The following is a 16942-nucleotide window of genomic DNA, read 5'->3' as shown; positions in this document are numbered from 1 at the left end:
GTACTTTATTTTATTGAGTAATTAAAATGAAGAAAATGGCTTCTTGGATATAAAAAAGAGAGCAAGTAAATGCTCTTTTTAAAGTTCTTTATAAGCCATTTTTCTATACGTAACAAATCCTTCTTTTTCGTAAAAGCTTTCGGCAATCGTATTATCATTCCAATAATCTAACTCAATTGTATTTATGTCGTTTGTACGAGCAATGCTATAAATTTCTTTCATCAAACTTGAACCAAACCCTTTGTTTTTATAGGATTCTGCGATGTTTATTTGATGCACGTAAATTGACTCGTAAGCTTTTTAAACACTGTTTCTGAATACTGCTTTATTTCCAGCCAAGCGAACCCTACATGCTGACCTTCGTCTTCTCCTAAAAGAAAGATAAATCTATCGTCTTTCATCACTTTCTTAAAAAATTCATGTACCTGATGAAAATCATATGTTTGAAAATGCTGCGGGTATAATTCTACATGCAGTTGATGAACAGACTGATTAAGCTTGGCAATTTTACCAGCATCGAAAGTACGACTAATCTTCAATTTTTCTCTCCTATATCTCTCGTATTTAGTAATGGTCGTTATGAGTTTATTTCGTTTAATATAGCCGGTGCGTTTGAGGTAAATAACAGATAGTTTTTATTGGTCGTTTTTATAAAGATGCGGTCAGTGGTTCCGTACGGAGGACCAATTCGAATGGCGTTTGCTTCTTTACCTCCGTACGTGTCATCTTCCGTTACTTCAAGAATGTCTTCTAACGGAACCGTAAAGTGTGAAAGCTGCCATTTTATAATGAGATTATCATTTATTTTTCGGACACTGATAGATGGTGTAAACATTTTATACATCCCCTTTGGTTTTTATTTTCCCTTACTTGTTCTAGCAAAAAAAACAAGTTCATTTCCCCTTAACTTTCTCCCTGTGCAATGCGTTCTTTTATCCTTAAAATCGCTTCTTTCGGACAGCCTTTAAAATACCCCCCATGATAACAAATAACATGCTCAATGTCGTAGTGTAAGAATTTTTCCAGTGAGTGAACTGCTTGGTCCATATTTAAGGTCGTTTGTTTAACAGGTCCCATTAGTTGTCCATTTGCAAATACTAAAGCATCTCCAGCAACCAGTGTTTTTGATTTTCTTAAATAAAAACTTACATGCCCAGGTGTGTGTCCAGGGGTAAAAATCGGTTCAATGCCTTCACAGTATGGGAGCATTTGACTCCCTTTTAATACTATATCTACGTCAACTTTTGGAGGGTTTGTATACAAATATTTTATTTCATCAGGTATAGCTGCTAGTTCTTCGTTACTCATTCGACTCGCATTCGTTTTAATAAGCGGAAGTTTCCCTTCAATATACGGCTTATCAAATTCATGAGCATATACGATGATATTTTCATTTGATTTTTTTCGTATATCAGTCGCACATCCTATATGATCTAGATCTTGATGTGTTAAAAGAATTACTTTTAGCTGTTCAATAGATATATTCAATTCACCCAAGGCCTCTTTCAGTTGATCGGTTTGCCCAGGCATTCCTGTATCAATTAGAATAGCTTCATCGTTATTCCAAACTAATGTAGGATTTAATATTATATCTTGGTCAAAAGCTCTGGCAGTCAACTGTAGCATTTCAACACCTGCAGAAATTCTCATTGCAAACCCCTTTTCTTATTAAAGTACAAAGATTTTCAGCCTCCATAATCGCTTAGCATGCAGTGGTATTCTTGAATTTTATCAATAAACAAAATAAAAACCAGACTGGAAAAAAATCACTTTTTATGCTATGATATCTATAAAATAAAGCTTACTATGATAAATTTTTATAAATGAAAAGGTGAACCTTGTTGTCCAAGGTTCACCTTTTTTACTTATCGTTAGCCGTATAGCTTTTTTATTTCTTATCGTCTCTTTGGATACACTCATGCAAAGGTACAACCTTGGTTTTCTTTGCTATTTTATATCCCCACCACGTCGCTAAAAAGAGAGGCAGACCGATGTATGAGACCGTCAAGCCGTACCAATCAATTTTGTCAGAAAGTACCGCTTGATAATTCTGACCTAGAATAACGATGAGGCACATTCCAAATGCAAGAACAGGACCTAGAGGAAACCATTTTGCTTTATACGCCAGTTCATTTATATCCTGTCCTGAAGCAACATATGCTTTTCGGAAACGATAGTGGCTGATGGCAATACCGATCCACGCAATAAATCCGCTCATGCCTGAAGCGTTTAAAAGCCACATATACATTTGATCACCAAAAATTGATGTTAAAAAGGCAAGACCGCCAATGATAGTGGTTAAAACAAGCGCGTTTACTGGAATTCCTCGGCGATTAATTTTTCGAAGCGCTTTAGGCGCTTGCCCTTCATTTGCCATTGACCACAACATTCGCGTAGAAGCATATAAGCCAGAAGTTCCGGCTGATAAAACCGAGGTAAGAATAACAGCATTCATCACTGAAGCAGCTGCAGCAATTCCTGCCTTTTCAAAAACAAGCGTAAATGGACTAACAGCAATGTTATCCACGTCTCCTCCTAGAAGAGATGGGCTTGTGTAAGGAATGATGAGCCCGATTACAGCAATGGCTGCAATATAAAATAGAAGAATGCGCCAAAAGACTTGGCGAATGGCTTTTGGTATATTTTTTTGAGGGTTTTCACTTTCCCCCGCTGCAATGCCGACTAGCTCTGTACCTTGAAAAGAAAATCCCGCGATAAAGAAAATGCTTAGTACGGACAGAAATCCGCCGTTGACCGGCGCTTCTTCTAATGTAAAATTTTTAAAGCCAATATATTCACCGCCGAAAATGCCAAAGATCGTCAGAAGTCCCACTCCGATAAACACAATGATGGTTACTACTTTTACGAGAGCAAACCAATATTCAGATTCTCCATAGCTTTTTACAGATAGGAAATTAAGTAAAAAAATTAAGCCTAAAAACAAAGCGCTCCAGATAATACTTGGAACATCAGGGAACCAAAACTTCATGATAATAGCAGAAGCAGCTATTTCTACAGCGAGCGTAACAGCCCAGTTAAACCAGTAGTTCCAGCCGAGCGCAAAGCCGAGAGCTGGGTCTACATAATGACTGGCGTACGTTGAAAAAGAACCTGAGACCGGCATAAACGTGGCCATTTCTCCAAGACTAGTCATGAGAAAGTAAACCATAATTCCAATGGCCCCGTAAGCAATCAGTGCTCCTCCAGGTCCAGCAGTTTGGATGGATGATCCGGTAGCTAGAAATAAGCCAGTTCCTATTGACCCTCCAATGGCAATCATGGTCATATGGCGTGCTTTTAAATGGCGTTTTATATGCTTATCGTCCTGCTTTTTTTCTTCTTCATTACGATTTATATCGACCGCTTCCATACTTATCCCACCTTTATAAATGAACTATGCGCACATGTTTAACGTAAAGCGTATAAGAATATCCATCTCCTATAAAAAGTAGGAGATGGACTCTTCATTGCTTACTTTGAAAAATCAAAGTAGTTTCGTTTTAATAGACGAGGCAGGCTCATAAGCTGTTCGTACGTTACACTTTTTTCTAAGGCAGAGGTGTTGATTAAAAACAGTTGATCTTCAATGTGTCCTACCGTTTCATCTGTTTGATACGTAATTCCGCATTCTGAACATGTAATGGAAGGCGTCTCTTTAATTTCTATGGCTTTTGTGCCGTCAGGAAGCTCCCAATAAACCGTTGCATCCGTCTCTTTCGCTTCATAGGATTCGCACCATTGACATTTCAATATTATTCCTCCTTCGCTCCCGCCGTTTCGTATTTTTTCATTTGCGTTTCAAATTTTTTCTCTTTTAATTGATCGCGTTTTTCACGCTTGTCTTTCAAAGAGCTATGCTCTGGATTTTGGTCATACGTTTTCCGGCGGTCAAGACGGTTTAGACCTTCTGGCGTTAAGTTGAACTTTGTATCATCAATAATCGAAAGAACACCGTTGCTTTCAAATTTTTCAAACACTTCAGGATATACTTTTTTATAAAATTCTTCTGCGCTACCACTTTGGTAATTTTGCGGCTCCGGATAAGATGTAATAACACCTTCAAAGTTTCGAAGCACCACTTTATTGGAGCTTTGAGAAATAATGTAGTTTGGCTGCAGCGGAATTTTACCGCCCCCTCCAGGAGCATCCACGATAAACGTAGGAACTGCATAGCCGGACGTATGGCCGCGAAGTCCTTCCATAATTTCTAGCCCTTTACTGATCGGCGCACGGAAATGGCCGATTCCTTCTGATAAATCACATTGATAAATGTAATAAGGACGCACGCGAATTTTTACTAAATCATGCATAAGCTGCTTCATGATTGGCACGCTGTCGTTAATTCCGGCTAAAATAACCGCTTGGTTTCCAACTGGAACTCCTGCGTTCGAAAGCATTTCACAAGCACGCTTTGATTCTTCTGTAATTTCAATTGATGTGTTAAAATGCGTATTTAGCCAAACCGGATGATATTTCTTCAAGATATTGCACAGGTTTTCTGTAATGCGCTGCGGGAACACCACCGGTGCTCTTGTACCGATACGAATAATTTCTACGTGCGGAATATCGCGCAAATTTTTCAAAATATATTCTAAAATATTGTCATTGATTAATAGTCCGTCTCCTCCAGAAATTAATACATCACGGATTTGAGGGTTGGCTGCAATGTAATTAATAGCTGTATCCAGCTGTTTTTTTGGAACGCCCATGCCAATTTGTCCTGAAAAACGTCTTCTTGTACAGTAGCGGCAGTACATCGAGCATTGATTTGTAACTAAAAACAGCACGCGGTCGGGATAACGATGCGTTAAGCCAGGAACCGGTGAATCTTCATCTTCGTGAAGCGGATCTTCTAAATCATACCTTGTTTTATGCAGTTCTTCTGAAATAGGAACGGACTGCATTCTGATTGGACATTTCGGATCGTTCTCATCCATTAACCATGCGTAATAAGGAGTGATATTTAACGGAATCGTTTTGGTTGCAATTTTTACGCCTTCTTCTTCTTGAGGTGTTAAATTGATCACTTTCTTTAAATCCTCTAATGTTTTAATCGTGTTTGTCAGCTGCCATACCCAGTCGTTCCACTGCTCATCCGTTACATCCTTCCAAAGTTCGATTTCTTTCCAGTGTCTGCTTGCTTTATATAATGTATTGTTCATTTTATATTCCCTCCAAAGTTCATTTTTTGAATAGATGTTCTATTAAGAAATTGACCGCACCATATAATAGCGATCTTCTCCTTCCCCAAACTCTCCTGCTCGCGTTTCTTTAATGGTAAAGCCCATTTTTTTATACAGCTTCACAGCCCCTTCATTTTGTACATTCACAGTCAAACAAACGCTTTCGAAATTATCTTTTTTTAGAATCGAAAATATTTCTTCTAAAAACAGCTGTCCAATTCCGCTTCCTTGTCTATCAGAGCGGACGTAGAACCCAAAGATATAAGCTTTTGTGATATCTTTGTAATCTCGAAGCAGCTCGCAAATAGCAATTGGCCTTGCGTCATTTTCCTGGAAATATTGAATAAGCTTGCCATAGCGGGCTAAAGGTACAAGCGTCTGTTCATCAACGGCTCCCATGCCCGGAAACGCATCTTTTTCAAGTTCAATCATCATTTTTTGCTGCTCAGGATTTAACGATTCCGGCACTTCGATATAGTACTGCTCTTTTAATGCATCCATTTTTCTTTCCTCCTTTTTTCACTTTCATATTTGACATCTTGCAGCGGCCATATTGGTTTTGGAATGTGCTGATACTTAAAGGTCGTTAAGCGATTTGATGCTACGCCTGGAGCATCCACATAGATGATAGATCCTACAAGCGGTTCAAAAGCGGCTCTGAAATGATTTTTAGCTTTTAAACCGATGATTTTTTTCGTCTCTGGCTCAATACCGATATGGCGAAAAAGTTCAGGATCGTTTGCTGATACCGGCCTTCCAATCAGCAAAATATCCAATTCTCCTACTCGAATATGAGCTGCACCTTTTACATTTACTTTCAAATGCTGATTAAACGGTCCCGAATTGTAAAACTCACCTTCTGATAAACCAATGACCTTTGCTTCAACTTCAACGGGCTTTCCGAACTCAGGAGAAACTTTTCCTCCTAAGGAAAGAGAGACGTAATTCCCAACTCCTGCTTGCACGCATTGTTTAATAGATTCAGGGTCATAAAGACCTCCAAACAGTGTCCCCGGCATATTTAGCTTCAGCATGTATTCCAAAAGTTCTGTTGTATCGCCGCTTCCGCAGCTTAAAGGATTGTCCGCTATATCAGCGAGCACAATTGGCTGTTCGCTTGATCGTTTTAACGCTGTTTGCAGACCTTCTTCAACGGTAGGCAAATCCACGATAAACTCTTCTTTTATACTCCAAAACTGAGAAGCTAGTTTCTTTGCTGTTTTTTCTGCTGTTTCAGGATTCAAAGCTGTTACGAGCACGCTTGCTCCGGCAATTGGAATATCAGAATACGGAAAGCCTCCAAAAATGGAAACATTGTATACGTCTGCTTCTTGCTCGGCTTGCTTAGCAAGATCAATCATTTTTTTCATCGGCCCTTCTGCGGTTCGCATATTAATCGAGGGCAAAAGCATAGGCATTTTTTTAAAAGATGCATAATAGATAGCGCTTTCTTTTACTTGTGTTAAAAGCGCTCGCGCAGCGTTCACTCCTTGTTCGTACATATCAACATGAGGATATGTTTTAAAACCAAAATGAAGCGGCGTGTACGTAAGCATATCTTCACTGATATTTGCGTGCATATCGAGCGTAGTAGCAATGGGAACGTCGCTTCCTATGCAGCTTCTTATCTGACTTAACAAATGAGCTTCAGGATCGAAAAGATGCTCTACTACCATTGCGCCGTGCAAAGCGATTAACAAACCATCTAGCGGCCCCGCATGAGTAAGTGAGTGTAACATTTGCTTTTCAATTATGTGATAAGCTTCAGAAGATACAATCCCAGACGGAACTGCAGCTGCACAAACAAGGGGAACGATTTCTACTTGCTTCTCTTGCTTTAATACATCTAAAAATCCCCCTACTTCTGTTTTGGTTCCTGAGTATGCTTTATATATTTCCGTTCCAACAAAATAGCCTTCTTGTACAAAGTGTTCTATTTCTGTTTTTAATGGACTAAAGCTGTGAGATTCATGATAAAAAAAGGCAATGCCAATGCGATATGAAGACATGTGCTCCTCCTTTTCGCTAAGGTGCGAGATTAATAGTTGGTGTAGACAGACTTCCATTCTGTCATCACATCAAATGCATGATGAGAAACTTCCCTGTGGCCGTTGCCAGACATTTTCATTCCTCCGAATGCTACTCCCATTTCAGCATTAGATGTTCCGTTATTGATATAGACTAATCCGCTAACAGCGTCTTTTGCCGCTCGGCTGGCATAGTGCAAGCTGCTTGTATAAATAGAAGTGGAAAGCCCGTACATCGTTCCATTATTGACGCTCATTGCTTCTTCGTAGCCATCTACTTCAATAAAAGCAAGCACGGGACCAAAAATTTCTTCTTGAGCAATTGTGTGGTTCGAACTGACGTTATCAATAATTGTAGGCATGTAATAACAAGTTCCTAACTCTGATAAAGCATGACCTCCAAGCGCAATATTTCCGCCTTCTTCTACCGCTTTTTGTACGTAATTTTCTACTAAACGGCACTGCTGTTCATTAACAAGCGGTCCTATCACAACTCCTTGTTCAAGACCATTTCCAATCTTCATTTCTTTTGTAAGAGCTATTACTTTTTTCAAAAGCTCTTCTTTTACTGAACGCTCCACAATCACTCTACTAGCTGCGGTACAGCGCTGCCCCGTTGTCGTAAATGCTGATTTAACAATTCCTTCTGCTGCTTTATCCAAATCGGCATCCTTTAACACAATAACAGCGTTTTTTCCTCCTAGCTCTAAAGAAATTCGTTTTAAGGTTTTGCTGCTCATTTCTGCTAACTGCTGACCAACTTCCGTAGAACCTGTAAATGATATGATTTTCACTTCAGAGTGCGTAGCAAGCTTTTGTCCAACAATTCTGCCCGATCCTGTAAGCAAGTTAATTGTTCCTTTTGGAAGCCCCGCAGCGTGCAATACTTCCATAAAAATCTTCGCTGAGAGCGCCACTTCTGAAGCCGGCTTCCAGACAACGGTATTGCCAGCGATTAAAGCGGCAAACATTTTATAAGAAGCGAGAGAAACAGGAAAGTTCCAAGGTGTAATACATGCCACAACTCCAAGCGGTTCGCGAACCATTTTTATATCTCGGTCAGGAAAGCCAGCGGGCACTATTTCGCCAAACAAACGTCTTCCTTCTCCAGCCATATACTGAGCTGTTGCAATGACGACACCAACTTCCCCTATGGATTCTGTCAGCGGTTTTCCCATCTCTTTTGTCATCACTTGAGCTAGCTCTTCTTTTCTGTCTTCAAAAAGCTCAGCTGCTTTTGTTAAAAATGCTGCACGTTCAGGAATAGATGTATTTTTCCAGTGGCTGTAGGCTGTACTAGCCGCTTTTACCGCATCATCAACTTGACTAGCCGTAGCGGCTGCGCACGTTCCAACGAGCTCTTGTGTTGCAGGGTTTATACTTTCAAAATAGGTTTGCTCCTCTTCACTTACCCACTCGCCGTTAATATATAAATTTCCTTGTAACAGTTCGGTTTTAGTCTGACTCATATTGTTACCCTCCTTTTCATTTAAAAAGCTAGTTAATTGAAACTGCTTCTGTGATGGCTTCTTCTAGTAAAGACAGTCCTTGATCCAGCACGTCTTTATCAATATTTAGCGGCAGCATTAAACGAATGGTTTGCCCTTTGACTCCACAGTTCATAATTAGCAGTCTTTTTTCCAGCGCTTTTGATTTAATAACAGGGACATAAGCAGCTGCTGTTTCAACATGAAATTCAATACCAATCATCATACCAATTCCTCTAACCTCTTTAATAGCCGGTAAATGTCCGATAGAATGCTGAAGGCGTTTAACAATATCAGCGCCTACTTTTTCACTGCGCTCTACAAGCTTTTCTTCTTCAATGATTGAAATATTAGCTAAAGCCGCTGCGCACGATACTGGATTTCCGCCAAAAGTAGAACCATGTCCAGCTGTTGGCCATTTCTCATGCAGTTCGCGGCTTGCTACAATGGCTCCTAAAGGCATGCCGCCGGAAAGAGCTTTTGCTAAAACTAAAATATCTGGTGTGACTCCAGCATGTTCTGCGGCAAACATTTTTCCAGTGCGCCCAAATCCCGTTTGCACTTCATCAAAAACAAGCAGAATGCCATAATCATTCGCTATGTCTCTCAGTGCGCGTAAAAAGCTAGAAGGAGCAGGGTAATAGCCCCCTTCGCCCATGACTGGCTCAATTACAATCGCTGCTACGCGTGAAGGATCCACTCGCAGATCAAACAGCTTTTGCAGTTGATTTAAGCAATATGCTTCTGCATCTTCCTCGTCAACATTAGGAAGCTGACTTGGATAAGGATAAGGGACGTGATACACTTCTCCTAAAATCGGCTCGTAGTAGCTGCGGTATTTTGAGCTTGAAGCCGTAATAGCTGTAGCTCCTAGTGTACGACCGTGAAAAGAACCTTCAAAAGCAATTATCGCTGGTCTGCCAGTGGCCGCTTTTGCTAATTTGAGCGCACCATCAATGGCTTCTGCGCCTGAGTTTGAAAAAAACACCGTGTCTAAGTTTCCAGGCGTAATTTGCGCAAGTTTTTCTGCCAAATTCACTGCTGTTTCGTAATAGCCGTAGTTTAAGCCTAGGTGAAGCAGCTGATCTGCTTGTTTTTTTATCGCTTCTACCATCTTTTCATGCGTATGACCCACTGCATTGACAGCTACTCCTGATACAAAATCAATATATTCCTTGCCATCAGCTGTCCAAAATTTCGCACCGTGCGCTTTTTCAATAACAAGCTCTGTTACTCTTGTCATCACCGGTGATAAATGTTTTTTTCCTTTGATTTGAAGCTCTTCTGTTTTATTTTGCACTTTCATATGACTCATCCTTTCTTATGTGCTGATAAAAAATAGAAAACGCATGATCTAGCAATCTCACTATTTCATCAACTTCTGATTTCGTTATATTTAAAGGAGGACTGATAATGATATGTTCTCCTTTATGTCCATCTATAGATCCGGATCCTGGATAAAAGACGCCTCCAAGCTCCATACAAATTTCATTGAGCTTTTCGCTGGCTGCTTCACGTGGCTCGAAAAATATCTGTTGATTGGCGTCTTTCATTAGTTCTAATCCAATTAAAAGTCCGCGGCCGCGAATATCTGAAATATAAGGATGCTTGCGCTGCAGCGCTACTAAACATTCCATTAAATACGCGCCTTGAGTTTCAACGTTTTGAAGGATATTCATTTCTTCATACATATCCAAAGCAGCAAGGCCTGCCGCTATTGAAACAGGATGTCCACTGTACGTATAGCCATGAAGAAATTTCCCGCTGCTATTTTCTAACAAGCCTTGAATCAGACGGTCATGGACAATCATTCCTCCTAAAGGAGCGTATCCAGCTGAAACTCCTTTACCAAACGTTAGGATATCCGGTTCGATTCCGAATTGTTCCACTGCAAAATCAGTTCCCGTTCTCCCGAAGCCTGTCATCACTTCATCAACAATCAAAAGAATGTCATAGCGGCTGCAAAGCTCACGTACTTTTTTGAAATAGTCAAGTGGAGGTACAACAGCTCCTTGCTGACTTCCTACGATGGGCTCTGCGATAAAAGCTGAAATATTTTCTGGACCAAGCTCTAAAATGGTGCGTTCAATATCGGTGATACAGCTCCAGTTTTGATTTGCCACGCAGTCTTCTGGATTGCGATTATACGGACAGCGATGACAATACGGCGAATAGACGTGCGCAAAATGTAAAAGGTTGGGTGTATAAGGATATCGTCTTTTTACATCTCCTCCAGCTGATAGTGCCCCTATCGTGTTTCCGTGGTAAGACTGCCACCTTCCGATTACGATGTGTTTTTGCATCTTTCCGGCATCTCTGTGATATTGCCTTGCTAATTTTAATGCACTTTCATTTGCTTCTGATCCTCCTGATGTAAAATAGACTTTGTTTAAATGAAGTGGCGCCATTTTACCAATTTTTTCTGCAAGTTTATGCAAAACATTCGTTTCAAAACGTAATGTATGAACAAACGCCGCTTTTCTTGCTTGCTCCGCCATCGCCTCGGCTATTTGCGCAATGCCGTGCCCTAAGTTTGCCGCCACGGCGCCGGAGCAGCCGTCTAAATACTTTTTGCCTTGTTCATCTATTAAGTAGCTTCCTTCACCATGCGTAATCATTGGATACTTTTTTGTTAAATCTCTATGAAAAACATAATCTCTTTTTATTTCGTCCATCTTTCCACCACCATCGCCATTCCTAATCCTCCTGCAACGCAAATAGTAGCTAGGCCGTATCGTCTTTTTTGCTTGTGGAGTTCATGACACAGAGTTGTTATGATTCTTGCCCCGGAGCAGCCTAAAGGGTGTCCAAGCGCAATCGCTCCTCCGTTTACATTCACTTTTTCTGATGTGATGTCCCATTCTCTTAAGCAAGCAATACTTTGAGCGGCAAATGCTTCGTTTAATTCAATCAAGTCCATATCACCTAAGCTTAAACCGACTTTATTTAAAGCAATTTGCGAAGCAGAAACGGGGCCAATTCCCATTTCCTTTGGAGAGACGCCCGCTGCGGCAAACGACACAATCTTTGCCATAGGCGTTAATCCAAGCTGCTCAGCTTTTTCTTCCGACATCAACAGCATCATTGAAGCGCCATCGTTTCTGCCGGATGAATTGCCGGCTGTCACCGTTCCATTCTTTTGAAAAACAGGCTTAAGCGCACCAAGCTTTTCTTTGCTAGTAAGACGAGGAAATTCATCTGTTGCAAAATGCCTCATACCTTTTTTTCCTTCTTTTACAGGTACCGGGATAATTTCTTCTTCAAACAAATCCAGTTCTATAGCCCGCCTAGCTTTTTCCTGACTATAAAAAGCAAACTCATCTTGTTCCGTGCGGCTAATACTATATTTTTCAGCGAGCCACTCGGCCGTCTGTCCCATCGTAAACGTTCCGTATAACGTTTCAGGCTGTGATTTTGGCTGACTTTCTGTATTAGAGTCATAGAGTGTTAAATCACCAACGTGAAAACCAAAACGAGTGCCTACCGTATAGTGCGGTGCTTGAGACATGCTTTCCACTCCTCCGGCTAATACCACTTCGGCTTGACCTGATAAAATGGACATAGCTCCATTCATTACAGCCTGCATGCCTGAACCGCACTGGCGGTGCACGGTATAAGCTGGAATACGTTCAGAGAATTGAGCTTTCAGCCCGGCTACTCTCGCTATATTAGGAGCATGAGCGCTTTGTTTCGTCTGTCCGACAATGATTTCATCAACAATCTCTGAAGTATATCCCGCTGAAGACAAATTGTTTTTCATCACAAGAGAGACTAGTTCTTCTGGAAGCGTATCTGCAAGCGAACCGCCAAACTTTCCAATAGGGGTTCGAAATGCATTTACAATCACTGCCATTATGCTGTCACCTCATTGTTTTTATTAAATAATTTAGAAACGCGAAAAGAAGCCTGCGTTTTTTGTTGTACTGTCTCTAAAGAAACACCGGGAGCTGTCTCAAGAAGTTCAAGACCAAGGTCCGTTACGGAAAAGACAGCTAATTCCGTAATAATCATATCGACTCGTCGCTCTGAAGTAAGTGGATAAGTTAACTCCTCAACTAGCTTTGACTCTCCTTGGCTATTCGTATGAAGAGTCGTCACGATCACTTTTTTTGAGCCTTCTAATAAATCCATTGCTCCTCCTACGCCAAGAACACTTTTCCCAGGAACAGCCCAGTTCGCAATTCGGCCTGCTTCATCTACTTGAAGCACTCCAAGAATGGATACATTCACATGGCCTCCGCGTATCATAGCAAAAGAATCAGCGCTGTTAAAAAATGAGGCACCTCCCAAAACTGTGACGGGCAGCTTTCCAGCATTCACAAGTTCTGGATCTACATAGGCTTCTTCAGGAGTAGGTCCAACGCCGAGAATCCCGTTTTCTGAATGTAAAAACACGTGAACATCGGGTGAGATATAATTAGCAACTAAAGTAGGAATGCCGATTCCTAAGTTCACTACATCTCCGTGACAAAGCTCTTTTGCAGCACGCGCAGCAATATATTGTTTGACGTTCATCTTAATTTTCTCCTTTCACTACGATATAAGTAACGTATAAATGAGGAGTTACAATTTCTTCAGGAGAAATCTGTCCAACTTCAACAACTTCTTCTACTTCTGCAATCACGATATCAGCGGCTGTTGCCATCATTGGATTAAAGTTTCTTGCTGATTTGCTGTAAATAAGATTTCCCAGTCGATCTGCTTTTTTAGCTTTTATAAGAGCTACATCTGCGTGCAGCGATTCTTGCAAAACATATTTCTTTCCTTTTAATACTCGTTCTTCTTTTCCTTCCGCCAGCTGGGTCCCTACGCTCACAGGCGTATAAAATCCTCCGATGCCTGCTCCTCCTGCTCTAATTGCCTCGGACATTGTTCCTTGCGGGATGAGCTCCACTTGAAGTTCTTGTTGTTGATAAGCGTGTACAACTTCAGGGTTGGAAGTAAAATAAGACCCTATGGCTTTTTTTACTTGTTTTTTTTGAACCAATACACCTAATCCTTTTCCAGGTTCACCGAGGTTATTACTAATAATCTCTAAATCTTTAAGGTTTGATTTGGCAATCGCTTCAATCAGACTAAGCGGGCTTCCAACAAGACCAAATCCACCTACCATAATGCGTGCGCCATCTGTTATTTTTTCTATTGCTTCTTCGCGCGTGATGATTTTGTTCATTTTGTTTCCTCCTTTTCTTTTTATATTTCACAGCGCTTTACACGAAAAAAACCAAGCAGGACACAATGACTCCCCAAAGAAAAAAGGATGTCCCCACTCTTTGTAAAGTGTGTGTGTGTCTGCTTGGTTTTAATAAGACCATGAAAAGAGGTTGTCTTCTCACTTTATTCTAACCAAACGCTATGTAATTTTTTGATTCACATTATCCCAGTAACGTTGGATTGCAGCCTGAAGCGCTACGATAATCGCCTGTTGAGATGGAGCAAAATAATAATTTTGAATACGTTCAATAAGAGGTTCAATTCCATCTGCAAGGCAGTAACCAATAAGCAGCTTCCGGAAAAAATTTTGCGTCAGCTCCGTAATAAACGTAAACTCAGCATTTACAATTTTATGCTCTGTCAGATCCACTTCTAGTACAATTCCCGCATGCTTATACATTTCATACATGGAAGTTCCCTGTGGAGCTTTTGCATATCCTGTCACAATGACTGTATTCAGTATTTGCATGCCCCTTAATCTCCTTTTAAAAACTATTTGATTACTCTGCACTTTTACAATAATAATTCTGAAAGGTCAAATGAGACTAACTCATATGCTTTTAGTTATGTAAGTGCTTTCATTTTTAAAAAGATATGTTCTTACACAACTAACATTTCGCCTTTTCTAGACAAAATCCTTCTTTTCTTTTAAAAAAACTTTCTATTTTTTTATTTATTTCGGTTTATTGAAATTTATTCGAGTCTCCATCAAACTTTTCATCCGCTATACGGATGGACTCTGTTGGACATCCTTCAAACGCATCTATTAAATCGTCTTCCAGCTCTTGGGGCACTTCAACCGTGCCTTGATTATCATCAAGTATAACGAACGCAATTCCTTCATCATCATAATCATAAATATCAGGTGCCGCAGCTCCGCATGCACCGCACGCAATACACGTTTCTTTATCGACTATCGTATATTTCCCCATGGTCATTCTCCTAACTAAGTTTAAAAGTTATTACTCATTACCAGCCGCGTTCTTGCATACGATTTTCTGGTAATAATGATGAAATTTCAATTCCTTTCATTGCACTTCCTAATCCTTTTGACAAGTTTGCAATAAGTTCATAGTCTTGATAATGCGTTGTTGCTTCCACGATTGCTCGCGCAAATTTTTCAGGGTTGTCTGATTTGAAGATTCCTGATCCAACGAACACACCGTCTGCTCCTAGCTGCATCATTAACGCTGCGTCTGCGGGTGTTGCTACGCCGCCTGCTGCAAAGTTTACAACCGGTAAACGGCCTTCACGTTTAATTTGCAGTAATAGCTCATAAGGCGCACCTAATAGTTTAGCTTCTGTCATTAACTCGTCTTCATCCATGCCTACAACTTTACGTACTTGAGCGTTTACTTGGCGCATATGACGCACTGCTTCGACGATGTTTCCTGTTCCTGGTTCGCCTTTTGTACGCAGCATCGAAGCACCTTCACCAATTCGTCTTGCTGCTTCCCCTAAATCACGGCATCCGCATACAAATGGAACCGTAAATGTACTTTTGTTAAGGTGATATTCCTCATCAGCTGGAGTGAGTACTTCACTTTCGTCAATGTAGTCTACACCCATTGCTTCTAGCACGCGTGCTTCAACAATATGGCCAATACGAGCTTTCGCCATAACTGGAATGGATACAGCGTTCATCACTTCTTCCACAATTGTTGGATCTGCCATACGAGATACGCCGCCTGCTGCACGAATATCGGCCGGAACGCGCTCTAACGCCATAACGGCAACAGCGCCTGCTGCCTCTGCAATTTTTGCCTGTTCTGCATTAATGACGTCCATGATAACGCCGCCTTTTTGCATTTCTGCCATTCCCCGCTTCACGCGGTCCGTTCCATTTCTCACCATATTCAATTCCTCCTTTATATGTTCAAACACTTATTATGCAACTTCCATGCCAGTGTTAAAATATAGAAGAAATTAGTAAAAAACATTGGTTTTTATGCCAAATTATTAAGCGGTTTTTAAAAAATTGGCAGGTGAAAGCCAATTTTTTAAACCAAAACAGCTCCCATCCCTATTAGAGACGGAAGCTGTTTTGTTAAGGAACTAACACTAATTTTCCGGTCGTTTTTCTTCCTTGAAGCAGACGATGTACATCTGCTGCTTCATCAAGTGAAAATGTGCCGCCCAGCATTAATTTTAGCTGACCGGAATTTACGTAGTTTAATAGCTCATGCAGGCTTTGCTGATAAAGCGCTGGTTTTGCCATCATTTGAGGTAAGAAAAAGCCTAGAACCGATTGATTTTTTTCCATCAGGCGGGCAGGGTTAAATTTTACAGGTTTTCCGCTAGCCATTCCGTAAAAAACGAGGCGCCCAAATGGTGCAAGACATTGAAGAGATTCATAGAATATATGCCCTCCTACCATTTCTAAAATAATATCGGCTCCTTTTCCTTCCGTTACTTCTAAAATTTGTTTTTCCCAGCCTGTTTCTGTATAGTTAATCGTTTCGTCAGCTCCGAGATTTTTTGCAAGCTCAAGCTTTTCTTTGGAGCTCGCTGTAGCAATAACTTTTCCAGCTCCAAACATTTTGGCAAGCTGAACAGCTAAGGTTCCAACACCGCCTGCTGCCGCATGAACAATGACGGTTTCTCCTTTTTCAAGGCGACCCATTGTTTTTAAAATATGATAAGCCGTGAGTCCTTGAAGAGGCAAAGCAACCGCTTGTGTTAAATCCACATTCTCCGGCAACGGAATAAGGCCTCTTGAATCTGCCAGCGTGTACTCAGCGTATCCTGTTGCTCGATTAGATCCTAGCAGCGTCACGACTTTTGTACCTACTTGTATCCCTTTTACATCCTCGCCTACTTCAACCACTTCGCCCGCTACTTCAGAACCTGGGATAAAAGGCAGCGGTGTTTCGACTACGTATGCTCCTTCACGCCGCGCAGCGTCGGCGTAATTAACGCCGATTGCCGCAACTTTAATGAGCACATCTTTCTTTTTTGGTACAGGGCGTGCAATATCGATAACTTGAAGAACATCAGGTCCCCCGTACTGCGTAAATTGAATGGCTTTCAT

19 protein-coding genes are annotated in these 16942 nt (G+C 40.9%); all 19 read right to left on the bottom strand.

From position 1 onward, the window contains the following. Positions 1–78: 78 nt before the first annotated feature. The 19 genes from JNUCC25_RS12125 to JNUCC25_RS12035 all read right to left on the bottom strand — a co-directional run bounded on the left by JNUCC25_RS12125 (position 79) and on the right by JNUCC25_RS12035 (position 16942). Positions 79–279: a GNAT family N-acetyltransferase gene (locus tag JNUCC25_RS12125; RefSeq protein WP_307872054.1), complete on the bottom strand. Its 201-nt coding sequence runs from the start codon at positions 277–279 to the stop codon at positions 79–81. Further along, positions 267–539: a hypothetical protein gene (locus tag JNUCC25_RS12120; RefSeq protein WP_317175674.1), complete on the bottom strand. Its 273-nt coding sequence runs from the start codon at positions 537–539 to the stop codon at positions 267–269. The genes JNUCC25_RS12125 and JNUCC25_RS12120 overlap by 13 nt, the downstream gene beginning before the upstream one ends. Before the next feature lie 38 nt (positions 540–577). Further along, positions 578–835 (bottom strand): SunI/YnzG family protein, encoded by a 258-nt coding sequence (locus JNUCC25_RS12115; RefSeq protein WP_013057079.1) that lies wholly within the window; start codon positions 833–835, stop codon positions 578–580. Between the two features lie 68 nt (positions 836–903). Beyond that, a complete protein-coding gene (locus JNUCC25_RS12110; protein WP_029321810.1) occupies positions 904–1650 on the bottom strand; it encodes an MBL fold metallo-hydrolase in 747 nt (248 codons plus the stop codon). A gap of 238 nt (positions 1651–1888) precedes the next feature. Beyond that, positions 1889–3370: an amino acid permease gene (locus tag JNUCC25_RS12105; protein WP_029321808.1), complete on the bottom strand. Its 1482-nt coding sequence runs from the start codon at positions 3368–3370 to the stop codon at positions 1889–1891. A 101-nt stretch (positions 3371–3471) separates the two neighbouring features. After that, on the bottom strand, positions 3472–3750 hold the full coding sequence (locus JNUCC25_RS12100; protein WP_013057076.1) for a YokU family protein: 279 nt from the start codon (positions 3748–3750) through the stop codon (positions 3472–3474). Between the two features lie 2 nt (positions 3751–3752). Next, positions 3753–5162, bottom strand: a complete 1410-nt coding sequence (gene kamA, locus JNUCC25_RS12095) for a lysine 2,3-aminomutase (RefSeq protein ID WP_016764132.1) — start codon at positions 5160–5162, stop codon at positions 3753–3755. 42 nt (positions 5163–5204) lie between these two features. Next, positions 5205–5684 (bottom strand): GNAT family N-acetyltransferase, encoded by a 480-nt coding sequence (locus JNUCC25_RS12090; RefSeq protein WP_029321805.1) that lies wholly within the window; start codon positions 5682–5684, stop codon positions 5205–5207. Beyond that, complete coding sequence (locus JNUCC25_RS12085; protein ID WP_029321803.1) at positions 5672–7192, bottom strand: M81 family metallopeptidase; 1521 nt, start codon at positions 7190–7192, stop codon at positions 5672–5674. Before JNUCC25_RS12085 ends, JNUCC25_RS12090 begins: the two co-directional genes overlap by 13 nt. A gap of 29 nt (positions 7193–7221) precedes the next feature. Next, complete coding sequence (locus JNUCC25_RS12080; RefSeq protein WP_029321800.1) at positions 7222–8679, bottom strand: aldehyde dehydrogenase family protein; 1458 nt, start codon at positions 8677–8679, stop codon at positions 7222–7224. A gap of 28 nt (positions 8680–8707) precedes the next feature. Beyond that, positions 8708–10003 carry an aminotransferase class III-fold pyridoxal phosphate-dependent enzyme gene (locus JNUCC25_RS12075; protein ID WP_029321798.1) on the bottom strand — a complete coding sequence of 432 codons (1296 nt, stop codon included), beginning with the start codon at positions 10001–10003 and terminating at the stop codon, positions 8708–8710. Then, the gene (locus JNUCC25_RS12070; RefSeq protein WP_029321796.1) at positions 9987–11372 is read right to left on the bottom strand and encodes an aminotransferase family protein; all 1386 of its coding nucleotides are present in this window, start codon (positions 11370–11372) and stop codon (positions 9987–9989) included. The genes JNUCC25_RS12075 and JNUCC25_RS12070 overlap by 17 nt, the downstream gene beginning before the upstream one ends. Then, positions 11360–12550, bottom strand: coding sequence for a thiolase family protein (locus JNUCC25_RS12065; RefSeq protein ID WP_029321792.1), 1191 nt, complete (start codon positions 12548–12550; stop codon positions 11360–11362). The genes JNUCC25_RS12070 and JNUCC25_RS12065 overlap by 13 nt, the downstream gene beginning before the upstream one ends. Beyond that, the gene (locus JNUCC25_RS12060; RefSeq protein ID WP_013057068.1) at positions 12550–13212 is read right to left on the bottom strand and encodes a 3-oxoacid CoA-transferase subunit B; all 663 of its coding nucleotides are present in this window, start codon (positions 13210–13212) and stop codon (positions 12550–12552) included. The genes JNUCC25_RS12065 and JNUCC25_RS12060 overlap by 1 nt, the downstream gene beginning before the upstream one ends. Position 13213: 1 nt before the next feature. Further along, positions 13214–13870, bottom strand: a complete 657-nt coding sequence (locus JNUCC25_RS12055) for a CoA transferase subunit A (protein WP_013057067.1) — start codon at positions 13868–13870, stop codon at positions 13214–13216. Between the two features lie 180 nt (positions 13871–14050). Further along, entirely contained in the window at positions 14051–14380 is a 330-nt protein-coding gene (locus tag JNUCC25_RS12050) for a DUF3870 domain-containing protein (RefSeq protein WP_013057066.1), read from the bottom strand. A 214-nt stretch (positions 14381–14594) separates the two neighbouring features. Then, entirely contained in the window at positions 14595–14843 is a 249-nt protein-coding gene (locus JNUCC25_RS12045) for a ferredoxin (protein ID WP_013057065.1), read from the bottom strand. A 37-nt stretch (positions 14844–14880) separates the two neighbouring features. After that, positions 14881–15765, bottom strand: coding sequence for a pyridoxal 5'-phosphate synthase lyase subunit PdxS (gene pdxS, locus JNUCC25_RS12040; RefSeq protein WP_029321789.1), 885 nt, complete (start codon positions 15763–15765; stop codon positions 14881–14883). Between the two features lie 193 nt (positions 15766–15958). After that, positions 15959–16942: a quinone oxidoreductase family protein gene (locus JNUCC25_RS12035; protein WP_029321787.1), complete on the bottom strand. Its 984-nt coding sequence runs from the start codon at positions 16940–16942 to the stop codon at positions 15959–15961.

Source organism: Priestia sp. JNUCC 25, from assembly GCF_053667915.1.
This window is presented reverse-complemented; position numbering and strand designations above follow the sequence as displayed.